Here is a 20,164-nt window from a genome sequence, read left to right as displayed (position 1 = left end):
CGCCACCCCTCTTCAATCCGGTGCAGCATGCGACCGCTGTGCGGCGATGCAGCGCTCGACCATCCGCCGGTCGGTGGCCAGGATCTCGGCGATCAGCGCGCTGCGCTCCCTGGCGCTGACGAATTCGAGGCGTCGCAGGCCGAGCGGGTCGATGCGGTTTCGCAGGATGTCGAGCGTCTCGTTCGAGGGTAGCGCAACTTCGCGGCAATCGGCATCGAATGTCAGGGCAAAGCCGGTGGCATCCTGGAGCTGCTGGCGCGTCACGCACGGCATGGTCTCGATGACGGCCAATTGCCGGCTCTCGCCGTCGAGCCGAAACACGCAAAGGTCGGTGAACACCAATGCCGCGCCGGTCCGATAGCCCATCGGCTCGCGTTCGGCCTCAGTCAACAGGCCGCGCGCCGAGCTGGCAATCTCGACCGTCTCGACCAGCGACTGCACGGAATGGCGGGGGACGTAGAGCAGATAATCGCGATGCATGTTGGCGACGTCGGCCATGCCGCCTTGCCCGGGCAGCCGGATAAGGCTGCCGTCACGCTTGCGCAGCGCAATGGTGTTGACGCGCCCACGGCGGTCGACCTGCGCGGCACCGACGATCTCATGCGTCACCGCGCCGGCCTGGTAGTAGGTCGAATAGGTGTCGTCGCCGCCGGCATGCGCCACCGCCGTCTCGCAATCGAGGCTTTCGATCAGCGACAGGATCATCGGGCTCGGTGCTATGTCGAGATGGCCGCAACTCATGGTGGCGATGATCATGTCCGGCGCGTGCGTCGCTTTGGCCAGCCGGTAGGCGACATTGGCGAGCGGCGACACCGCGCCGGCACTGGCAAAGCTCTCATTGTCGAGCTCAGCGGCGATGCGGGCGGCGATGATCTCGTCGATGGACGCCTCCTTGTTGCCGTGCACGAGCCTGGGCATTGCGAGGACTGTTTCAGCGCGGACTTTTGCAGCGTCTTGAACCCGCTCCGGCACGCCTTCCGAAGGCATGCTCAGGCTGTCCGACAAAGGTATTTCCTTGGCCGCGAACGCCCCCGCCAACGCCTGATAATCCGTCACATAGAATGGCAGGCAGGAGGCGGGATAGGCGCCGCCTGGTGCCAGCGCGATCGCCGACACCTGGTTGCGGGTCAAAATGCTCTGCCGACCATCATGCCGCAGCGCTCCGACCGGGACGATCTCCTCGACCGTCACCAGCACCTCGCGCGCCGCGCCGGCCATGGCGAAATCCAGCGCCCGTGGTCCGATGATCTGGACATTGCCGCTCTCGTCGGCACGCTGGGCATGGACGACGAACGTATCGAGCCGCAAGGCCGGGATGATCCCGGTCGTGATTCCCGCGATCGGATCGGGCGCGGCGATCGCACCCGGCACGCGCGCCAGCATGTCCGAACCCTCCGGAAGCTGAAACGGCATCAACGGCAGGTTCTGCTGCCCCGCCCGCAGCGCCTGGATCATGGCCAGCGCCGTCCAGTCGCGGACCGGCACGGCATTGGTCTCGGCAGCCGCGCGGAAGCGCGGCGGCAAGCCAAAAATATCGAGGCTGGAAAAGCAGATATCGACCTCCGCCACGGCATTCGCTTCGAGAAGCAGTTCGAGCGGCAGGCCGCCGGCCCAGCAGACATAGCGAAGATCCTTGACGCCCAAGCGGGCGATGGCCCGCAACAAGGCGATCGGCAGCCGGGCAAAATGATGGCCACCGACACCGAAGACGTCGCCGCCGCCGACCATCGCGGCCAGGCCCTCGACATCGGTGAAGCGCGGCCGGTTTTGCTTGACCAGGGACGTCATTTCGCAGCCTTCGGCCGCGTCGCGCTCTTTTCAGCAAATTCCTTGACGCGCCGCTGGCCGGTCTCGCTGCGGTACAGGCCACCCAGGACATCGCGCTCCATGGCAAGGCCGTCGGCCAGATCGCCCGACACGGCATGCGCGGTCAGCGCTTTCAGCCCTTCGATCGCTGCGGCCGGTTCGGCGGCGAGCATCTCGGCAAGGTCCAGCACCCGCGGCATCAGCCTTTCGGCATTGACGATCTCGTTGACCAGACCGGCGCCGACGAACTCGGAAGCCGGCACGATGGCGCCGGTCATCAGCAGAAAATTGGCGCGGTTGCGGCCGAGCTTCTGGACGCTGCGCTGGGTGCCGCCGCCGCCGGGGACCAGCCCGAGCTTGATCTCGGGCAGGCCGAGCTTCGCGAACTGGTTGGCAATGACGATGTCGCAGCACAGCACCAGCTCCATGCCGCCGCCGAGCGCAAAACCATTGACCGCGGCGATGACCGGCTTGCGGTTCTGCTCGATGGCCGCATACATGCGCGTGCCCGCCGCCTGGAAGGCGTCGAACTCGATAGCTGTCTGGGCGGCGTATTCCTTGATGTCGGCGCCGGCCATGAAGCCGCGCCCCTCGCCGGTCACCACGATCGCGCCGACGCTGTCATCCTGCGACAACGCCTCGAAAACCTCGGTGATCTCGCTCTGCATCAGCCGGTTCATGGCATTGAGCTGATCGGCGCGCCGGAAGGTGACGACCGCGACGCGGCCGGACATTTCCAGAGTGAGTGTCCGGTAAACGCTCATCGTCAGGCAGCGTCCACGGTCATGTCGCCGGACGCCTCCAGCGCGGCGATCTCGTCGCTGTGGAGGCCGAACTCGGCCAGTATCTCGCGGCCATGCTGGCCGACCAGCGGCGCCGGCCGCTCGATGGTTGCCGGCGTCTCGCTCATCTTGACCGCCGGCGCGACCACCCTGACCTTGCCGCCGCGCGGATGATCGTAGCTGGTGATCATGCCCAGGTGCTTGACCTGCGGGTCCTCGGCTGCGCGCCTTATGTCCTTCACCTCGGCACACCAGATGTCGGCTGCCAGCAGCCGCGCCAGCAGGTCCTGCGTGGCAAACTTCCTGGTTTCGGCGTTGACCTTGTCGAACACCTCGTCGCGCCTGTCGAACAGCGTCTTCAGATCGTCGTAGACAGCAAGCTGCGGCGCCTCCAGCACTTCATACAGCGTCTTGAACGGGCTCATGGCGATCGACACATAGCCGCCGTCCTTCGCTTCATAGACACCGAACGGCGCCTGCATGCCGGGGTGGCCGATGCCGGAATTCGGGCGCACGAAATCCTCGCCGAGATTGAGCACGGCGACATATTCCTGATTGAGATGCGCCAGCATGCCGGCGAGCAGATTGACCTCGATCTTCTGGCCCTTGCCGGTCTTCTCGCGATAGTAGAGCGCCGACAGGATGCCGTAGACCATGTTCATGGCGCCGATCTGGTCGGCCAAGCCGGCACCGGCCGGAACAGGAGCCTGATCGCCGCGGCCGGTGTTGGAGATCAGCCCGGACAATCCCTGGATCAGCATGTCCTGACCGGGGCGCTCGACATAGGGGCCTTCCTCGCCATAGCCGGAGCCCGAGCAATAGATGATGGCGGGATTGACCGCCCTGAAATCCTCGTAGCCATAGCCGAGCCTGGCGAGCACGCCGGGGCGGAAATTCTGCACCACCACATCCGCCTTCTTGGCCATGTCCATGATGATGGCATGCACCTTGCGGCTTTTCAGGTTGAGCGCGATGGAGCGCTTGTTGCGGTTCCAGGCGAGGAAATTCGGGCTTTCGGAGCCGCCGACCCATTTGGCGAAAAAGGTCATGCTACGGAACATGTCGCCGGCGCCGGCGCGCTCGATCTTGATGATGTCGGCGCCCATGTCGCCGAGCAGCTGCGTGGCGAACGGCCCTTGCAGCAGATGGCTGAAATCGAGAATGCGGACGCCTTCGAGGGCTTTGTTCATTTCATGTCTCGTTGGTTGTCAAAGCAGGTCGGGTACGTAGCGGGGTGCTGCGGTGAGGCCGCCGTCGACGCGCAGGTCGGTACCGGTGGTGAAGCCGGCGGCGTCGGAGGCCAGATAGACGGCGGCTTCGGCCACCTCGGACGGTTTGCCGATGCGGCCGAGCGGATGCATCTTGACCCAGGCCTTGGCGAGATTGCCGCCGATCTCCTTGACCAATTTGTCGTTCATCGGCGTGTTGATGGTGCCGGGCGAGATCGAGTTGACGCGGATGTTGAGCGGGCCGAACTCGACCGCCATCTGGCGCGTCATCGCCATCACCGCACCCTTGGCGCCGGCATAGGCGGTCCAGCCCTCGAGCCCGATATGACCTTGCGCCGAGGCCATGTTGATGATCGAGCCGGATTTCTGCGCGATCATATGCGGCAGCGCATATTTGCAGCCGCGGAACACGCTGGTCAGGTTGACCGCGATCAGCCGGTGCCACTGCTCGTCGGTCATCTCATGGACCGGCATGCCGCCGATGGCGATGGCGGCATTGTTGACGAGAATGTCGAGATGGCCGGTCTTGCCGACGGCTGCGGCGATAAGAGCGGCGATATCGGCCTCGTCCGCGACGTCGCAATGGATGTAGTCGGCGCGGTGGCCGGCGGCGCGCAGCTCGGCTGCGAATTTTTCACCCTTCTCGTCGGCGATGTCGCCGAGGAAGACGTGCGCGCCTTCCCTTGCCATCGCCTCGCTGATCGCGTGGCCGATGCCGTCGGCGGCGCCGGTGACGATTGCGGTTTTCCCTTTGAGACGATCCATATCAGCCTCCAATGGCGTGCCGGCGCTTTGCTTCGTCGAAGGCGACGGCGGCAATGATGATCATGCCGGTGATGACCAGTTGCCACTCGGTCGGCAGGCCGAGACCGCGCAGCCCGTTGGACAGGAACTGCAGGATCAGCACGCCGAGCGCCATGCCGGTCAGGCTGCCTATGCCGCCGGCAAGGCTCACCCCGCCGAGCACGGTGGCGGCAACGACCTGGAACTCGAAATTCAGCCCGGCCGTATGCTGCGCCGAACCGACGCGGGCTGCCAGGATGATGCCGGCTACCGTCGCCAGCAGCGCGCTGATGATGAAGCAGGTGAACTTGACGCGGCGCACGTCGTAACCCGCCAGCCGTGCCACTTCCGGATTGCCGCCGACGGCATAGATCTGCCGCCCGAACGGCCGGTGCTGCATCACGTAGGCGAAGACGGCGAGCAGGACGATGGCGATGACAGCCGAATAGGGAACGACGTTGAACAGGCGGCCGTCCGACAGCGCGATGAAGCTGTCGAGCGCGGCATCGTCTGGAATAGCACGCTGGCCGGTATAGAGATAAACGCCGCCGCGCATGATGAACATCGTGCCCAGGGTCACGATCAGCGAGTTGATGCCGGCATAGGCCGTCAGATAGCCATTCACGACGCCGATGATCAGCCCGAACAGCAGCGCGCCACTGATGCCGAGCACAAGCGAGTTGGTGTCGTTCATGATGATGATCAGCGGCAGCGCGATCGTCGCCAGCAGCGAGCCGATCGAGATGTCGACCTCGCCTGATATGAAGACGATGGCGCAGCCGATGCCGGCTGTCAGCGCCAGCGAAGCCTGACCGAGCACATTGGTGATGTTGCGCACGGAGAAGAAATTCTCGGCGGTGAAGGAAAAGAACGCGATCACCAGGATGAGGCAGAGGAGCAATGCCAATTCCTGCCGCGCGACGAGCCGCGCCAGCATGGACGGCCCAGCTTTCATGGTGTCGGTGCTTGCCAGGCTCATCGCTTGGTCCCTTTGCGAAGCGTCATCGTCTTAGCCGATCGCCGCATTGAGGATGTTCTCCTGCGTGGCCTCGTCGCGAGGCATGATCGCGGTGAGGCGGCCTTCGCACATCACCGCGATGCGGTCGGCAAGCCCCAGCAGCTCGGGCATTTCGGACGTCATCATGACGACCGCCAGGCCCTCGCCGGCGAGCCGGTCGATGAGCGCAAAAATCTCCGACTTGGCGCCGACGTCGATGCCGCGGGTCGGCTCGTCGACGACGATCACCTTCAGGCCTCGCATCAGCCAGCGCGAGATCAGCACCTTCTGCTGATTGCCGCCGGACAGATTCTTGACCTGCTGGAACAGGCTGGGCGTCCGGATGCGGAAACGGTCGACATAGTCCTGCACCGCCTTGCGTTCGCTGACCTTGTCGACGAAGCCCATTCTGGCGAAGGCGCCGAGTGAGGCGAGGCTGGCATTCTGGTAGACCGGCAACTCGCCCATCAGCCCCTCGCTCTTGCGGTCCTCGGTGAGCAGGCCGATGCCGAGCCGGACGCCGGTGTGCGTTTCGTGCGGCAGCAGCCGGCTGCCATCGACCGAAATGGCGCCGGAAGTGATCGGGTCGAAGCCGACGATGGCCTTGGCGAGCTCGGTCCGGCCGGCCCCCATCAGGCCGAAGAAGCCGAGGACCTCGCCGGCATGCGCCTCGAACGACACATCCTTCAGCTTCTTGGCGGTGCTGAGCCCTTCAACGGAAAGCGCGACCTTGCTGCCCGGCGCGCCGCGCTGGCGAGGGAACAGGTTTTCGATGCGCCGGCCGATCATGTCCTGGATCAGCGTGTCGTTGGTGTGCTCGCCGATCGGCCTGGTCGAGACGTGGCGGCCATCGCGCAGCACGGTCACGGTGTCGGCGATCTCGAAGACCTCGTCGAGCTTGTGGCTGACATAGAGCACCGCGATGCCGAGCGCGGCCAGCCGGCGGATGACGGTGAACAGCAGCGAGACCTCGTTCGGCGTCAGCGAGGAGGTCGGCTCGTCCATCACCACGACGCGGGCCTCATGGGCGAGTGCGCGGGCGATCTCGACCATCTGCTGCTGGCTGACCGGCAGCGATCCCGTGCGCGCCGCCGGGTCGACATTGAAGCCGATACGCTTGAACAGAGCGGCCGCATCGGCACGGATCTTCTTCCAGTCGATCGAGCCGCCTTTGCCGGTCGGATAGCCTTCGAGGAAGATGTTTTCGGCGACGCTGAATTCAGCGATCAGCGCGATCTCCTGGAACACCACCTTGATGCCCTCTTTCAGGCTATCGCGCGGCGACTTGATGTCGGCCTCGCGGCCGCGCAGGCGGATGGTGCCGGCATCCTTGCCGTAGACCCCGGCCATGATCTTGATCAGCGTCGACTTGCCGGCGCCGTTCTCGCCCATCAGGGCATGGATTTTGCCGGGTTCCAAGGTCAGATCGACATTGTCCAGCGCCACCACGCCGGGAAAACGCTTGCCGATGCCGCGCATCTCCAGCGCCGGCACGCTTTTGTCGACGGCCGCGGTTTTGCCGGGGTGAAGGAAATCAACCGACATTGGCTCTGTTCCGGACGATGTCGAGATAGGTCGCCAGGATGATGACGATGCCAGGCACCACCATCTGCAGGTCCTGGTTCCAGCCGAGGATGATGATGCCGTTGTCGATGACCTTCAGCACCAGCACGCCCAGCAACGTGCCGAGCAGCGAACCGCGGCCGCCAAGCAGGCTGGTGCCGCCGAGGATGACGGCGGCAATCACCGTCAGCTCGAAGCCGCGGCCGGCGGTCGGCTGGCCGGCATTCATCAGCGACGACAGGATCATGCCGGCGATGCCGACGCACAGGCCGGTGACGACGAAGGCGAACAGTTTCAGCCGTTGCGAGCGCACGCCGGAGAGACGAACCGCGCGCTCGTTGGCGCCGACAGCGTAGAGATAACGGCCGAGCGTGGTGAAGCGCAGCGTTGCCGCGGCCAGCGCGAAAATCAGCGCGGCAATGACTACGGGCAGCGGGATCGCGCCGAGATAGCCGGCGCCGAGATCGGTGAAGCCGGCAAGCCGGTGGTGGTTCTGCACCGCCTCGCGGGTGAACAGATAAACGCCGCCCTGCAGCATCATCATGGTGCCGATGGTGGCGATCAGCGAGTTCACTTTGAGCCTGGTGACGACCAGCCCGTTGAACAGGCCGACGGCACCGGCAAAGGCGAGCGCCGCCAGCAGCCCGAGCGTCAGGCTGTGCGTTGAATTCAGCACGGCCATGCCGATGCAGCCGACAAAAGCCAGCGATGCACCGACCGACAGGTCGACTTCCGCGGTGATGATCAGCATCGTCATGCCGGAGGCGACGATCAGCACCAGCGCGCATTGGCGCAGGATGGCGATGATGTTGGCCTCGGAATAGAATTGCGGCGCGGCAATCGAAATGGCGATGCAGAGCACGGCCAGGATCACGCCGAGCACCAGCTGGCTGCTGCCCAGCAGCTGGCCGCCGATGAAACGCCTTGGCGCGGAGGATTGCGTAAGCTCGCTCATGTCCATTTCATTTCCGGGCCCGTATCGGTGCCGTCGCCGTCTGGAACTGCCGGCCAAAACAGGACGGTTGCCCTGTTTTGCCGTCGGCATATCCGATCCGCCACCCTTCCCGCCGTGCGGGAAGGGCTACCCGGAATCCTTACTTCTTCAGATCGGCGGAAGTTTTCATGCATTTTTCCGGTGGCTGAAGCGCATTGACGGCATCCCATTTGATTTTGCGTGTGGTGCCATCGTAGTCGTAGAACTTCTTCCAGTCGTCACCGTTCATCGGCGCGGTGGGGCTGACGATGTGTTCCGGCACCTCTTCGCCGTTGAAGAGCTTAACCGCTGCATCGATGGCGGTGTAGCCTTCCTTTTCCGGGAACATCGCGGCTTCGATGCGATAGGACGGCTCGTTCTGCATTGCATTGATGAAGGCGAGGCCTTCGCCGCCGGTGCCGACCGTCAACAGGCCGTCCTGCGACTTGCCGGCCGCTTTCCAGGCCTGAAGGCCGCCGAGCGAGGAGGAATCGTTGATGCCGTAGATGATGTTGATGTCGGCGTTCTTGGCAAGTGCCGCCGAAGAGACCTCGAGCGCGCGATCGGGATTGCCGCCACCGTCGAGGTCGTGGACCATGACCGCGTCGGGGATGATGGTCTTCAGGCCATCCATGAAACCCTGCGACCGCAGCACCGTGGCGGACAGCAGCGGCAAGCCGACATTCATCACCTTGGCTTTGCCTTCGAGCTTTTCCTTGGCGTATTTGCCGGCTTCGACGCCGGCGGTGTAGCCGGTGTCGTAGTCGCAGATCGCGACCATTGTGGTCATGCCCTTGACCGGATTGCCTTCGAGCACGACTGGAACGTTGTTGGATTTCGCCTGGCGCAGCAGCGGCACGACGCCTTCCTCGTTGACGGGCGTGATGATCAGGACGTCGACGCCCTTGGCCATGAAATCTTCGGCGGCGGAGACCTCCTTGGCAACGTCCAGATTGGCGTCCTGCACCTCGAGCTCGATACCAAGTTCCTTGGCGCGGGACTGCATGCCCTTGATGACGTTCTGATACCACTCATGCGTGGCGTAGTTGGTGACGTAGCCGATGCGCTTCGGCATGTTTTCGGCGTGTGCCGCGGCGGCGCTCAGAGCAAGCACCGCCGCCGAGGCAAACAGCATCGATTTGGACCAGTTCATGTTTCTTCTCCCTGTATTTCTTGTCAGTTGCTGAACGGATAGTCCCGCCGTTCCGGGTCGGCACGTGAAGAGGCGGCAGCTTCGCCCGCGCCCAGCGCCGCCGATATCGTCTCGGCCGCCGCCTTCGTCCGCTCGAAGACGGTGCTGCGATCGAAGCGGGCGGCCTTTTGCGGCAGGAAGGGGACGGTGAGCGCGGCAATGACGGCGCCGGTATGGTCGCGCACCGGCATCGAGATGTTGGTGCAGCCCTCGACAGCCAGCGAGGCGCGCATTTCATAGCCGAGCCTTGCGACCTCGTTCAGCCGCGCTTCGATTTCCGTCCGGCTGCCTTGGCCTTCGCCTGCGGCGACGATCCGTTCGACGATGCGGTCGCGCTCGGCGCGGCTCGAATGCGCCAGCAGCACCGCGCCGGAGCTCGTTTCGAGTATCGGGAAATGCGAGCCAAGGGCAACCGAATAACGCATCGGCAAAGGCGAATCGATCTGCAGCACGACCAGTGCGCTCTCGCCTTCGCGCACGACGAGATGGCAGCTCTGGTCGGCATTGGCGGCCAGGCCGCGCATCACCGGCAGCGCACATTCGACCAGGCGGTTTACCGGCGGATGCATATGCGCCAGCTCGAACAGCTTCAGCGACAGGCGGAAGCGGTCCGATTGCGTCCGGAAAATGTAGCCGCGCTTCTCCAGCAACAGCAGGATGCGGTAGATCTCGTGAATGGAGCGCCCCATTCCGGTGGCGATCTCGGTTTGGGTCAGCGGCTCGCCGCTGGCAGCCATGAATTCCAGTATGTCGAGCGCCTTCTCCACCGCCGGCACCCGATAGCCGTTGCGGCCGCTTTCGCCTTCGTCGACGATCTGGGCAATATCGGCGGCCATTACGCGACGCTCCGTTGCGGCTGGCCATGCCTGGTCTCGCGATAGAGCCGGTTCAGCCGATCCGCGAGCTCGGCCGCCTGCAATTCGCCGGCGATCGCCGCCGCGGCATGAGGGGCGCATTGGCGGAAGAAGCTGATGAAGCCCGGATGGGTCGGGCGCAGATAGGAGGCTTCGATCGTCGCCAGAGTCGAGGCGAAGAAGCCGCCCGAGAGCGCGTTGACCTCGGTATCCTGCCACGCCGCCAGCGACCCCGGCTGTCCGCCGGATTTCACATAGTCGCCGCGCTGATAGCCGGGCGAGCACAGAAATAGCGCGTAATCGATGGCTGCCTGCTTGTGTTTCGATTGGGCGCTGACGCCGATGCCGGCGCCGCCGAGCAAGGCGCCGGCGGATCGCGGCGTCGGCACGTCGGCGAAGCGCAGATACGGCCTGTCTGCCTTAGAGGCGTAGTTCACATAGCCGAAGGCGAACGGCACGTAGACCACGTCGTCATGCGCGATCATCTGATCGTAGCAACGGATCGGGTTCCATTTCGGCGAGTTCGGGTGCGACAGCGCCGCAAGCTGGCGCAACTGCCCGACGGCCTGCTCGATTTTTTCCCCGGCGATGAACTCGTCGCCGTCTTCCCGGGGCTCACCCAGCGTCAAAAGCAGGCACATGGCGTCAGTCGGCACCAACGGCAGCCCAAGCCATTTGCCGTCCTTCAAGGCGCGCCGGCCGAGCTCCAGCACCTCGTCATGGCTGCGCGGCAGCGGCCCGTAGCGCTCCAGCAGATCGGGGCGATATGAGGCAACCTGACAGGCAGCATCGATCGGCAACGCCCATTGGCGCCCGTCCCTTGCGTAGGATTGCCAGGACGCGCCGACCGAATCCCGTTCGAAGCCGCGGCGCTGCTCGGCCGACAAATCGAACGGCACCATCAGCCCGCCTTCGGCAATATCGCCGATGAACGGATGGTCGAACACGACAAGATCATAGGCGCCGAGCACCGGACCAAGCGCGCCCTCGCCGAACTCGTAGAGGCTGCGGCGGTCCCATTCGATCTCAAGACCGGGATTGGCGGCACAATACGGCCCGATGCTGGCGTCGAGCGGACCCCAGCAGCGTCGGTGATCCCACGCGAGGCCGCGCAGTCTTGTCATGCCGAAATTCCTCCCAGAGGCGGCCATGCGCCGGCCCAGCCGATTAGTAGCAACTATTTTCACCTAGACAAGTAGTTTTTACATACGCAAAGCCAGTCCTCGCTTCTGTTTGGCGAGAAAGCCGCCCAACCATCCTTGGTGCGCATCGCGTTGCCGCCGGCCTGCAACCAAAGGCTGCGATGGATCTGGCTTTTTGGGAACTTTCGCGACGAACATTCGTTCGGTTGGCGCAGCCATCTGGAGCAGCATCACTGGGCAGCGTCACTGGATTCAGCGCCGAGTCGCGGGGAGCGGACTAAATGGACAACGGTGGGCGCGGCCATGAACCGGTTTACCGCCTTGGCATTCGCCACGTTTCTGGCGATAACTTCGATCTGGGTCCTGTCGCTGGTTTCTTAAGATTTGGCTCTGGTTGCTTGGGATTTGCCGCTGGTTTTTAGGATTTGGAGGGGTTCTCGACAGGTCGACCGCTTAACGATGACGTCCGCCGCATGTGGTTCTGCCAGCCGGAGCCGCGTGCGTGAAGAAACTGTCGCCAGGAGCACACCGGCGCGCACATTCGGGGTTGGCAGCCACGCTGCCTGCAACGTTCCAATCGGTTTTCAGGAAACGGCGAGATCTCATGCTGCTGAGGGTGATCGTTCGAAACTGTGCCGCCATCCGTCTTGGCTGCCTCGGCGCGACGATTTTGCTGGTCGGGCTGCTTGCCGGCTGCCAGGGCGGCGTGCTCGATCCGCAAGGGCCGGTGGGGGCGGCGCAGCGGACGATCCTGCTCAATTCGGTCGCCATCATGCTGGCCATCGTCATCCCGACGATCGTGGCGACGCTCGGCTTTGCCTGGTGGTTCCGGGAAACCAACACAAGAGCGCGGTACCTGCCGGAATGGGCCTATTCCGGACGCATCGAACTGGTGGTCTGGTCGATCCCCATCCTCGTCATCCTGTTTCTGAGCGGCATCATCTGGATCGGGTCGCATGACCTCGATCCAATGAAGCCGCTGGATTCGCAGCAAAAGCCGCTTGAGGTGCAGGTCGTCTCGCTCGACTGGAAATGGCTGTTCATCTACCCCGAGCAGAATGTGGCGAGCATCAACCAGCTCGTGGTGCCGGCGGGCAGGCCGGTGCATTTCTCGCTTACCTCGGCAAGCGTCATGAACGCGTTCTTCGTGCCTCAGCTTGGCGGCATGATCTATACGATGAATGGCATGACGACGCAGCTTCACCTGCAGGCGGATCAGCTCGGCGAATTCTATGGGCGGTCGGCCCATTTCAGCGGTGACGGTTTTCCAGGCATGCAATTCGTGCTGCATGCCGTCGCAGCGGATGCCTTCGACGCGTTTGTCAATTCGGCGCGAAGCCAGGGACAGGCACTCGACAAGGCCAGCTACCAGGAACTGGCCAGACAGAGCATCGACGTGCCGCCTTCGACCTATCGCTCGGTCGAGCCGGACCTTTTCCATGAAATCGCGACGCAGGGCGTTCCGCCCGCGCCCGGTCCCCAGGCCGGTCGCCCCGAGCCGAGCGTATCGCCCGCGACAGGAGGCTGACAATGCTCGGAAAATTGAGCTGGGACGTCATTCCGTTCGATCAGCCTCTGCCGATGATCGCCTCGGCGGTCGTCGCCCTGGCAATTCTCGGCGTGCTGGCCTGGGTCTTCCTGGCCGGCCATTTCCCCTATCTGTGGCGCGAATGGATCACCAGCGTCGATCACAAGCGGATCGGCGTGATGTACACGCTGCTGGCGCTGCTGATGCTGCTGCGCGGCTTCAGCGACGCCGTCATGATGCGGTCCCAGCAAGCCCTCGCCTTCCAGGCGCCCGGCTATCTGCCGCCCGATCACTTCAACCAGGTCTTTTCCGCCCACGGCACCATCATGATCTTTTTCGGGGCGATGCCGTTCGTCATCGGCCTGATGAACCTGGTCGTGCCGCTGCAGCTCGGCGTCCGCGACGTTGCCTTTCCGACGCTCAACTCGGTGAGCTTCTGGCTCACCGCCACCGGTGCGCTGCTGGTCAACATCTCGCTGGTGATCGGCGAATTCGCCCGTACCGGATGGCTGCCCTATCCGCCGCTCAGCGAGACCGCCTATTCGCCGGGCGTCGGCGTCGACTATTATCTGTGGGCGGTGCAGATATCGGGCGTCGGAACGCTGCTCACCGGGATCAATTTCGTCACCACGATCCTGAAGATGCGGGCGCCCGGCATGAGCTACCTCAGGATGTCGATGTTCTGCTGGACCTCACTCGCCGCCAGCCTGCTCATCGTCGCCGCCTTCCCGATCCTCACCGCCACGCTCGCGATGCTGACGCTCGACCGCTATTTCGGCTTTCATTTCTTCACCAATGAAGCCGGCGGCAACATGCTGATGTTCGTGAACCTGATCTGGGCCTGGGGCCATCCCGAGGTCTATATCCTCGTCCTGCCGGCGTTCGGCATCTTCTCGGAGGTCATCTCTACCTTCTCCAGCAAGCCGCTGTTCGGCTACCGCTCGATGGTGGCCGCGACGCTCTTCATCTGCATCGTCTCCTTCATGGTGTGGCTGCACCACTTCTTCACCATGGGCGCCGGGGCCGACGTCAACGCCGCGTTCGGCATCGCCACCAGCATCATTGCTGTCGGTACCGGCGTGAAGATCTACAACTGGATGTTCACCATGTATGGCGGCCGCATCCGCTTCGCGACGCCAATGCTGTGGTCGCTGGGCTTTATGGTGACGTTCGTCATCGGCGGTATGACGGGCGTGTTGCTGGCCGTGCCGCCAGCCGATTTCCTGCTCCACAACAGCCTGTTCCTGGTGGCGCATTTCCACAACGTCATCATCGGCGGTGTGCTGTTCGGCGCCTTCGCGGGATATACCTACTGGTTTCCAAAGGCATTCGGTTTCCGGCTGCACGAGGGCTGGGGCAAGCTGGCCTTCTGGCTGACTCTGATCGGCTTCTACGTCACTTTCGTGCCGCTCTACGCTGTTGGCCTGCTCGGCATGACCCGCCGAATGCAGCATTTCGACGTGTCGGCATGGTATCCCTGGGTGCTGGCTGCCGGCGTCGGCATGTTAATCACTACCGCCGGCGTGGTCGCGCAGATCGTACAGCTCGTCGTCAGCATCCGGCAGCGCGCGGCGCTTCGCGACGCCACCGGAGATCCCTGGGACGGCCGCTCGCTGGAATGGGCCACGCCCTCGCCGCCGCCGGTCTTCAACTTCGCCGCGCTTCCGCATGTCGAGGGCGAAGAGCCCTACTGGAGCATCAAGCAGCGGGCACGCGAACAAAACCGGCTGCGCGACGAGCCTGACTACGAGCCGATCGAGATGCCGCGCAACAGTCCCACCGGGTTCATCTGCGCCTTCTTTGCGACCGTAATGGGTTTTGCCCTCATCTGGCACATCTGGTGGATGGTGGCGCTCGGCGCTCTCGGTGCTTTGGCCACCTTCGTCGTATTCGCGTGGCGCGACATCCCCGAATACGTCATTCCTGCCGCCGAAGTCGCCCGGATCGACCGCGCCAACCGAAGTGCCCGCCGCGAGGCGCTGGTTACCTACACAGGGCCAAGGCCATGACCGCGATCGATGTTCGAGAGCGTGACCCTTACCGCCTCCATGGCGGGCACGGCCATGCACCTGGCCACGGCGACGGCGGCCCGGCACCGATCCGGATCGTCGTCGGCTACGGCTTCTGGATCTTCCTCCTGAGCGACATCGTGATGTTCTCGGCCTTCTTCGCGGCCTACGCCGTGCTGGCGGGCAAGACGGCGGGCGGACCAAGCGGGGCCGAGCTGTTCGACCTGCGCAACGTCGCGATCGAGACGGCGGCCCTGCTTTTGTCGAGTTTTACCTGCGGTCTCGCCAGCCTCGCCGTGACAGCGCGGCGAAGCTCCTGGTTCTATGTCGCGATGGCTGTCACTTTCGTGCTCGGCGCCAGCTTCATCCTGCTCGAGTTGCGCGAGTTCGCGCATATGGTTGCCCGCGATGCCGGACCGACGCGCAGTGCTTTCCTGTCGGCGTTCTTCACGCTGGTTGGATGCCATGGCCTTCACGTGACGGCGGGGCTGCTGTGGCTGCTCACGATGATGGCGCAGATCTTCGCCAAGGGATTCCGTGACGATATTCTTCGGCGTTTCATGTGCTTCAGCCTGTTCTGGCACGCCCTCGACATCATCTGGGTCGCCCTGTTCACGGTGGTCTATCTCCTGGGAGCAAGTCGATGAGCAATGCGGACGATCGCCACGCGCAACGGCGCGACACCGATGGGCTGGAGCGCTACGACATCGATACGGCGCCGGGTGACGAATACCTCGGCGACACCGAAGTCGGATCCGGGCTACGCGGCTATGTGATCGGCCTCGGGCTGGCAACGCTGTTGACCATCGCCTCGTTCTGGTTGCTCGGAACCAACCTGATATGGGCACCCGGCATTCCGGTGGCGCTGGTCGTGCTTGCGATCGCCCAGATGGGCGTGCATCTCGTCTTCTTCCTGCACATCACGACGGGGCCGGACAACACCAACAACGCTCTAGCGCTTGCCTTCGGCGTGCTGATCGTAGTTCTGGTGATTGGCGGCTCGATCTGGATCATGGCCAACCTCGACCACAATTTGATGCCGATGAACGCGATCATGAACATGAACCGCTGATGCATGTCGCGCAAAAGTGTGCAGCGGTTTTGTGATAACGACATGCGTAAAAACAAGAATCTAAAGCGCGTCGCATGAGGCCGATCGAACGCGACGCGCTTTAGCGATTATTCCGGCCGTTCGCCGCAGTTCATGCGACAGCGAGCTCCGGTCTCAAGCCCGTTCGAATGTGCCGACGAGCTCGGCCTCTCCCACGACGTGCGGCGCGGCCTGTTTCAGCACGTCTTCGACGGCAGCCTTCTCGTCGAGACGCAGCGTCTCGACGTCGACCGCAAGAAGCCGGAAATGGTAATGGTGGAGCCCATGCCCAGGCGGCGGCTGGGGGCCGTCATAATGAGGATTGCCGAAATCATTGACGCCGTGTCCGAGGCTCTCGGTCTTGGCGCCGGCGGTCGTGCCTTCGGGAAGAAAGTTCCGCTGTGCGTCGATGTCGTAGACCGCCCAATGACGGAACATGCCTGAAGGGGCGTCGGGGTCCTCGACGGCCAGGACGAAGCTTTTGGTTCCTTGCGGCGCGTCCGTCCACTCCAATGGCGGCGAGACGTTGCCGCCGTCGCGGGAATAGCGCGGCGGTATTTTTTCGCCATCGAGCTTTGAGCGTGAAAGCCATGGTCTCGATCTCCCTGGCTGAGGTTCCCGCATAACAACCGCGAGCCACCGATGTTCCGGGCAGCCACCTGGTCAAACCCGCAGCCGGCCGTTGGCCGGAACATTCGCCGAGGAAGCGGGTTTTTCGGTTCGGACGCATCGCCGCGGAATGGCGGCAAGAGGCTCGGCAATGGACGAAGGGCGCGACATGACCGGGCTAAGCGGTAAGCAACCAAGCGGGGCGAAAGGTGTTGTGGTCGCATTCTCCGTGCCGGGCGGCGAGACAATCTATACCCACGAGCGGGAAACCGTCGCTGCCGTTGCGCGCACGATTGCGGCGTTGAAGGGCTTTGCCTTCCGCCAGGGCCTGCGTGACGGCGGCGGTGACAGTGGCCGACTGTATTTCGTGCCGGACGACAGCCTGCTTGCCGTCGATGCGCTCCAACTGGGCATAAACGGGCCGGACGACCTCTTCGGCGGTGTGGTGCCCTGGCGCCTCGCAACCACCAAGGCCATAACCCACGAGCTGGTGGACGGATCGGCGGCACGGCCAAAAGAATGGCACGCCGGCTTCGGCAGGGCCGTCGCCGCGGCCGTACTGCCCGGTTACACCGCATTTTCACGCCACGACGCGCTGCGCGCAGCGCAACGTCTGCTGGAGCTCGGGCTGGTCCGGTTCAAGCCACCGCGCGCTTCGCGGGGCCGCGACCAGCACACCGCCGCGACGGTCGGCGATGTCGAAAGGCTGCTGGACCAATATCCATCCTCTGACCTAAGCGAATACGGCCTTGTTCTCGAAACGCAGCTTCGCGACATCGTTACGCTGAGCGTTGGCAGAACCATGATCGACGAATTGTCGATCAGCTATTACGGCACCCAGCGGACGACGACCGACAACGACGGACAGCCCGTTTACGGCGGATCCGATCTGGTCGTCGTGCGCGGCGGATGGGAGGCGCTGGATGAGCTGCGATTATCGCCGACGCTGGGTTTGGCCGTGGCGCAGGCGAGGACCTACGACGCGGCGATGGATGGCTATCCCGGATTTTTCGCCTCACGGCGCAACTACGACATCGGCCAAGGTGTCGATTCCTCGGGCATCTGGCGATCGGGAGTGCTGGAAGCCAGTTGGCGGATCGGCGGCAGCAGCACGGCCGAGCTTGCGGCAATGGACGCCATGACGCGTGACCCCGACGTGCAGATTGTGCATGTCTCCGCCGTCAAGCAGTTCGGCAACACCGCGCAGCTGCCGCTGAATGCAGAAATCCACTTCGACGGAGAGGACCCCGAGGAGGGCCAAATCACGCGTTACACCGTCGTCACCCAGGTGATCCGAGGGCCGGTCGGGGAAGCCGGCCGATCGTCATTTTAGGTCGAAGTGAAACACGCCTTTGGCAGGGAACATCCGCGAATGGCCCGAGTTTGTTTCAGGCAGCCAGCCAGTCAGAAACCGGGGGAAAAATGATCGAGATGATTTCCGCTCCCCAGAACGTCGCCGCCTTTCGTGTCACCGGCACTGTGACAGCGGACGACTACGACAGAGTCATCCCGGCAATCGAAGCCAAACTGAGCGACCATAAGGACATCGGCGTCCTGACCGATCTTACCGATTTCGAGGACATGACGGCTGGCGCCTTGCGGCGCGACCTGCAGTATGGGCTGAGCAAACTTGGCGAGCTCCACCGCTTCAAACGTGCCGCCGTGATTTCCGACAAGCAGTGGATCAAGGCAGCTACGGAAATGACGGACGCGCTGTTTCCGCAAATCGAGGCGCGGGTGTTCCCGGAGGACGAAAAAGCCCAGGCCCTGAAATGGGTGGCAGGCGTACAATAGCGGTGTTGGAGAGTGCCATGCCGTTCGACAAACGACAGGATTCAGAAGGCCTCTGGGAGGTCTATGACAGCGAGAGCGACGAAGCCGTCGTGGTCGGCGGGTTGCCGCTTTCCGGTCTCGACGAAAGCGAAGCCGATGAAGCGATCGAAAAGCTCAATCGGGGCGATCTGACGTCGGACAACATCCCCGAGACGGTTCGGTCAGGGTGGCCTCCGACCAAGGACGGCTTGTGATGACAGCCTGACGGACGTCACCGAGGACCGGTCGCGGATCTACGACGAGGCCTTGACCCCGAGCTTGCGGGCTTTGTCCTCAAATTCGTCGCGAATATCCTCGATCGTCGGCAGATGCAGGCGCCGCAGCTGGGAGTGCAACTTTTTGGCGGCATCTGAGCTCAGGTCGCGCTTGAAATTGGTCGCGACCTCCTCGGCCGAGCCGTAATGGCGATAGCGCTCGATCTCGGTCTTCGTGGCTTGCTGGACGTGCTCGAGCGTCTTGCGTTCGGCATCGGATTTTCCGTCTGGTTTGGCCCGCACGACCGGATTGAACGCTTTGCTGATAACGAATTCGACCAGTTCCTGCTGGGCGTGAGCCATGATTGTTCTCCCTCGAAGAAGGGCTGTCCGAGCCTAGAACGGTTCATCGGGGGAAACGCTGAACCGATCTCTCTTGTTTGACGCAATTCCGAACGGAAAACCGTTTCACACTTTTCCTGGAATTGCTCTAACCGCACCGGCAATTGAAGGTTCTGTGGCTTCGGATTTCGTTATCGCTACAGGCCCAAGGCGGTTCCTCGAAGGTCACAGCCGCGCCTTGGTGGTGCGCGGCGTTGCCAGGAGCAGGCTTGTTTCGCTGCCGGTAATTCCGGGGATCAGGCGGATACGTCTCAGCACCGCGTCGAACTCGCTCAGGGTCTGGGTTCCGAGTTCTATCACCAGATCCCAGCGGCCATTGGTGGTGTGGATGGTCGAGACCTCGGAGAAGCCGCCCAGCGCCCGAATGACGCGATCGGCGGCGTGGCCTTCGATCTCGATCATCATGATGCCACGCACGCGCTGATCGACCGCGTCGGCGCGCAGAATGACGGTGTAGCCGACGATGACGCCGTCTCTTTCAAGCCGCTCGATCCGGGACCTTACCGTTGCCCGGGAGACACCCAGGCTAACGGCAAGGTCGGAAATGCTGCGCCGGGCGTCGTGCCGCAAAGAGGTGATGATCTGCTCGTCGAGGTGGTCCATGATTGCTCACAACGGAAGTAGATGCTGCCGCTATGGTAAGGCACTTCGACAAATTTGCCAATTTGACATGTTCATTCTGCCAGCGATGCCGGCTTCAATAAAGGCATCGTAATTGGCGGGGTATGACAAATGCATTGCACGATCGTTGGGGCGCCGATCCAGGCCGGCTCAGGCCGCATGGGCTGCGAGATGGGGCCGAGTGCGCTGCGCACGGCCGGCCTGGCCGGCGCACTGACCGAGCTCGGCCATACGCTGACCGACCTCGGAACGATCGTCCCTGCCGACATGCGTCCTGTCGTACACGGCAACGCGGCGGTGAAGGCGCTGCCGGAAATTGCGGCCTGGACGGCCGCAATCAGCGAAACGGCCTATGCCGCGAGCGCCGATGCGATGCCGATCTTTCTCGGCGGCGACCACAGCATTTCGGCCGGCACGCTCGCCGGCATTGCCCGCCGGGCGGCGCATGCCGCCCGGGCGCGCTTGGTGCGGTGGGGCGGTGCGCCCCCCGCTTTTCATTCGCGCGCCACGCCGCCCCGCGGCCATTTGGATGGTGTGGGGCGGGCGTTTTAGCGCGG

Annotated in this window: 21 protein-coding genes; 8 read left to right on the top strand and 13 right to left on the bottom strand. The window is 63.5% G+C overall.

What is annotated here, in order from left to right; all coding sequences use genetic code 11:
- Window positions 1–12: 12 nt before the first annotated feature.
- From NKI29_RS03470 to NKI29_RS03425, 10 genes are all read right to left on the bottom strand, one after another.
- On the bottom strand, window positions 13–1,788 hold the full coding sequence (locus NKI29_RS03470; protein WP_352577644.1) for a CoA-transferase: 1,776 nt from the start codon (window positions 1,786–1,788) through the stop codon (window positions 13–15).
- Window positions 1,785–2,570 (bottom strand): enoyl-CoA hydratase/isomerase family protein, encoded by a 786-nt coding sequence (locus tag NKI29_RS03465; protein WP_352468260.1) that lies wholly within the window; start codon window positions 2,568–2,570, stop codon window positions 1,785–1,787. The genes NKI29_RS03470 and NKI29_RS03465 overlap by 4 nt, the downstream gene beginning before the upstream one ends.
- A 2-nt stretch (window positions 2,571–2,572) precedes the next feature.
- Entirely contained in the window at window positions 2,573–3,778 is a 1,206-nt protein-coding gene (locus tag NKI29_RS03460; protein ID WP_352571834.1) for a CaiB/BaiF CoA transferase family protein, read from the bottom strand.
- Between the two features lie 18 nt (window positions 3,779–3,796).
- Window positions 3,797–4,582 carry an SDR family NAD(P)-dependent oxidoreductase gene (locus NKI29_RS03455; RefSeq protein WP_352620545.1) on the bottom strand — a complete coding sequence of 262 codons (786 nt, stop codon included), beginning with the start codon at window positions 4,580–4,582 and terminating at the stop codon, window positions 3,797–3,799.
- Between the two features lies 1 nt (window position 4,583).
- Window positions 4,584–5,579, bottom strand: a complete 996-nt coding sequence (locus tag NKI29_RS03450) for an ABC transporter permease (RefSeq protein WP_352571836.1) — start codon at window positions 5,577–5,579, stop codon at window positions 4,584–4,586.
- Between the two features lie 30 nt (window positions 5,580–5,609).
- Window positions 5,610–7,142, bottom strand: a complete 1,533-nt coding sequence (locus NKI29_RS03445; protein ID WP_352795565.1) for a sugar ABC transporter ATP-binding protein — start codon at window positions 7,140–7,142, stop codon at window positions 5,610–5,612.
- Window positions 7,132–8,115 (bottom strand): ABC transporter permease, encoded by a 984-nt coding sequence (locus NKI29_RS03440; RefSeq protein ID WP_352571838.1) that lies wholly within the window; start codon window positions 8,113–8,115, stop codon window positions 7,132–7,134. Before NKI29_RS03440 ends, NKI29_RS03445 begins: the two co-directional genes overlap by 11 nt.
- A 139-nt stretch (window positions 8,116–8,254) precedes the next feature.
- A complete protein-coding gene (locus NKI29_RS03435) occupies window positions 8,255–9,286 on the bottom strand; it encodes a sugar ABC transporter substrate-binding protein (protein WP_023677042.1) in 1,032 nt (343 codons plus the stop codon).
- 23 nt (window positions 9,287–9,309) lie between these two features.
- Complete coding sequence (locus NKI29_RS03430; RefSeq protein ID WP_023677043.1) at window positions 9,310–10,161, bottom strand: IclR family transcriptional regulator; 852 nt, start codon at window positions 10,159–10,161, stop codon at window positions 9,310–9,312.
- Window positions 10,161–11,303, bottom strand: coding sequence for an ABC transporter substrate-binding protein (locus tag NKI29_RS03425; RefSeq protein ID WP_352571839.1), 1,143 nt, complete (start codon window positions 11,301–11,303; stop codon window positions 10,161–10,163). Before NKI29_RS03425 ends, NKI29_RS03430 begins: the two co-directional genes overlap by 1 nt.
- Before the next feature lie 622 nt (window positions 11,304–11,925).
- Between NKI29_RS03425 and cyoA the strand changes: the two genes are divergently transcribed.
- From cyoA to cyoD, 4 genes are read left to right on the top strand one after another with little or no spacing between them, the layout of a single operon-like run.
- Entirely contained in the window at window positions 11,926–12,849 is a 924-nt protein-coding gene (cyoA, locus tag NKI29_RS03420) for a ubiquinol oxidase subunit II (protein ID WP_084641133.1), read from the top strand.
- Between the two features lie 2 nt (window positions 12,850–12,851).
- On the top strand, window positions 12,852–14,858 hold the full coding sequence (gene cyoB / locus NKI29_RS03415) for a cytochrome o ubiquinol oxidase subunit I (protein ID WP_023677047.1): 2,007 nt from the start codon (window positions 12,852–12,854) through the stop codon (window positions 14,856–14,858).
- Window positions 14,855–15,505 carry a cytochrome o ubiquinol oxidase subunit III gene (cyoC, locus tag NKI29_RS03410; RefSeq protein WP_023677048.1) on the top strand — a complete coding sequence of 217 codons (651 nt, stop codon included), beginning with the start codon at window positions 14,855–14,857 and terminating at the stop codon, window positions 15,503–15,505. Before cyoB ends, cyoC begins: the two co-directional genes overlap by 4 nt.
- A complete protein-coding gene (gene cyoD, locus NKI29_RS03405) occupies window positions 15,502–15,930 on the top strand; it encodes a cytochrome o ubiquinol oxidase subunit IV (protein ID WP_023677049.1) in 429 nt (142 codons plus the stop codon). Before cyoC ends, cyoD begins: the two co-directional genes overlap by 4 nt.
- 153 nt (window positions 15,931–16,083) lie before the next feature.
- On the opposite strand, the gene NKI29_RS03400 is transcribed toward cyoD, so the two are convergent.
- Window positions 16,084–16,572 carry a YbhB/YbcL family Raf kinase inhibitor-like protein gene (locus tag NKI29_RS03400; RefSeq protein ID WP_352571840.1) on the bottom strand — a complete coding sequence of 163 codons (489 nt, stop codon included), beginning with the start codon at window positions 16,570–16,572 and terminating at the stop codon, window positions 16,084–16,086.
- 136 nt (window positions 16,573–16,708) lie between these two features.
- On the opposite strand from NKI29_RS03400, the gene NKI29_RS03395 reads away from it, so the two are divergent.
- Genes NKI29_RS03395 through NKI29_RS03385 form a run of 3 tightly spaced genes read left to right on the top strand, consistent with a single transcriptional unit; the run spans window position 16,709 to window position 18,584 of the window.
- On the top strand, window positions 16,709–17,890 hold the full coding sequence (locus NKI29_RS03395; RefSeq protein ID WP_023677051.1) for a DUF3182 family protein: 1,182 nt from the start codon (window positions 16,709–16,711) through the stop codon (window positions 17,888–17,890).
- 50 nt (window positions 17,891–17,940) lie between these two features.
- A complete protein-coding gene (locus NKI29_RS03390) occupies window positions 17,941–18,351 on the top strand; it encodes a SpoIIAA family protein (RefSeq protein ID WP_352645257.1) in 411 nt (136 codons plus the stop codon).
- Window positions 18,352–18,368: 17 nt separating this feature from the next.
- Window positions 18,369–18,584, top strand: coding sequence for a hypothetical protein (locus tag NKI29_RS03385; RefSeq protein ID WP_031211849.1), 216 nt, complete (start codon window positions 18,369–18,371; stop codon window positions 18,582–18,584).
- A gap of 39 nt (window positions 18,585–18,623) precedes the next feature.
- Here NKI29_RS03385 and NKI29_RS03380 read toward each other — a convergent pair whose 3' ends face one another.
- Window positions 18,624–18,947 (bottom strand): hypothetical protein, encoded by a 324-nt coding sequence (locus NKI29_RS03380; protein ID WP_023677054.1) that lies wholly within the window; start codon window positions 18,945–18,947, stop codon window positions 18,624–18,626.
- Window positions 18,948–19,151: 204 nt separating this feature from the next.
- Window positions 19,152–19,589, bottom strand: a complete 438-nt coding sequence (locus NKI29_RS03375; RefSeq protein ID WP_023677055.1) for an Lrp/AsnC family transcriptional regulator — start codon at window positions 19,587–19,589, stop codon at window positions 19,152–19,154.
- Between the two features lie 129 nt (window positions 19,590–19,718).
- Here NKI29_RS03375 and NKI29_RS03370 point away from each other — a divergent pair, with 129 nt between their 5' ends.
- Window positions 19,719–20,159, top strand: coding sequence for an arginase family protein (locus NKI29_RS03370; RefSeq protein ID WP_502896628.1), 441 nt, complete (start codon window positions 19,719–19,721; stop codon window positions 20,157–20,159).
- Window positions 20,160–20,164: the final 5 nt, after the last annotated feature.

The organism is Mesorhizobium sp. M0678 (assembly GCF_040320505.1).
Classification (GTDB): Bacteria; Pseudomonadota; Alphaproteobacteria; order Rhizobiales; family Rhizobiaceae; genus Mesorhizobium.
The sequence above is the reverse complement of the archived record's forward strand: the minus strand, read 5'-3'. Positions and strand labels throughout refer to the sequence as shown.

Excerpts from the sequence above, each read along its gene's own strand:
- NKI29_RS03460 (WP_352571834.1), bottom strand. The coding sequence starts at position 3,778 with ATGAACAAAGCCCTCGAAGGCGTCCGCATTCTCGATTTCAGCCATCTG.
- cyoA (WP_084641133.1), top strand. The coding sequence starts at position 11,926 with ATGCTGCTGAGGGTGATCGTTCGAAACTGTGCCGCCATCCGTCTTGGC.
- NKI29_RS03435 (WP_023677042.1), bottom strand. The coding sequence starts at position 9,286 with ATGAACTGGTCCAAATCGATGCTGTTTGCCTCGGCGGCGGTGCTTGCT.
- cyoB (WP_023677047.1), top strand. The coding sequence starts at position 12,852 with ATGCTCGGAAAATTGAGCTGGGACGTCATTCCGTTCGATCAGCCTCTG.
- NKI29_RS03375 (WP_023677055.1), bottom strand. The coding sequence starts at position 19,589 with ATGGACCACCTCGACGAGCAGATCATCACCTCTTTGCGGCACGACGCC.
- NKI29_RS03385 (WP_031211849.1), top strand. The coding sequence starts at position 18,369 with ATGCCGTTCGACAAACGACAGGATTCAGAAGGCCTCTGGGAGGTCTAT.
- NKI29_RS03430 (WP_023677043.1), bottom strand. The coding sequence starts at position 10,161 with ATGGCCGCCGATATTGCCCAGATCGTCGACGAAGGCGAAAGCGGCCGC.
- NKI29_RS03445 (WP_352795565.1), bottom strand. The coding sequence starts at position 7,142 with ATGTCGGTTGATTTCCTTCACCCCGGCAAAACCGCGGCCGTCGACAAA.
- NKI29_RS03440 (WP_352571838.1), bottom strand. The coding sequence starts at position 8,115 with ATGAGCGAGCTTACGCAATCCTCCGCGCCAAGGCGTTTCATCGGCGGC.
- NKI29_RS03470 (WP_352577644.1), bottom strand. The coding sequence starts at position 1,788 with ATGACGTCCCTGGTCAAGCAAAACCGGCCGCGCTTCACCGATGTCGAG.
- NKI29_RS03395 (WP_023677051.1), top strand. The coding sequence starts at position 16,709 with ATGGACGAAGGGCGCGACATGACCGGGCTAAGCGGTAAGCAACCAAGC.
- NKI29_RS03425 (WP_352571839.1), bottom strand. The coding sequence starts at position 11,303 with ATGACAAGACTGCGCGGCCTCGCGTGGGATCACCGACGCTGCTGGGGT.
- cyoC (WP_023677048.1), top strand. The coding sequence starts at position 14,855 with ATGACCGCGATCGATGTTCGAGAGCGTGACCCTTACCGCCTCCATGGC.
- NKI29_RS03380 (WP_023677054.1), bottom strand. The coding sequence starts at position 18,947 with ATGGCTCACGCCCAGCAGGAACTGGTCGAATTCGTTATCAGCAAAGCG.
- NKI29_RS03455 (WP_352620545.1), bottom strand. The coding sequence starts at position 4,582 with ATGGATCGTCTCAAAGGGAAAACCGCAATCGTCACCGGCGCCGCCGAC.
- NKI29_RS03450 (WP_352571836.1), bottom strand. The coding sequence starts at position 5,579 with ATGAGCCTGGCAAGCACCGACACCATGAAAGCTGGGCCGTCCATGCTG.
- cyoD (WP_023677049.1), top strand. The coding sequence starts at position 15,502 with ATGAGCAATGCGGACGATCGCCACGCGCAACGGCGCGACACCGATGGG.
- NKI29_RS03370 (WP_502896628.1), top strand. The coding sequence starts at position 19,719 with ATGCATTGCACGATCGTTGGGGCGCCGATCCAGGCCGGCTCAGGCCGC.
- NKI29_RS03465 (WP_352468260.1), bottom strand. The coding sequence starts at position 2,570 with ATGAGCGTTTACCGGACACTCACTCTGGAAATGTCCGGCCGCGTCGCG.
- NKI29_RS03400 (WP_352571840.1), bottom strand. The coding sequence starts at position 16,572 with ATGCGGGAACCTCAGCCAGGGAGATCGAGACCATGGCTTTCACGCTCA.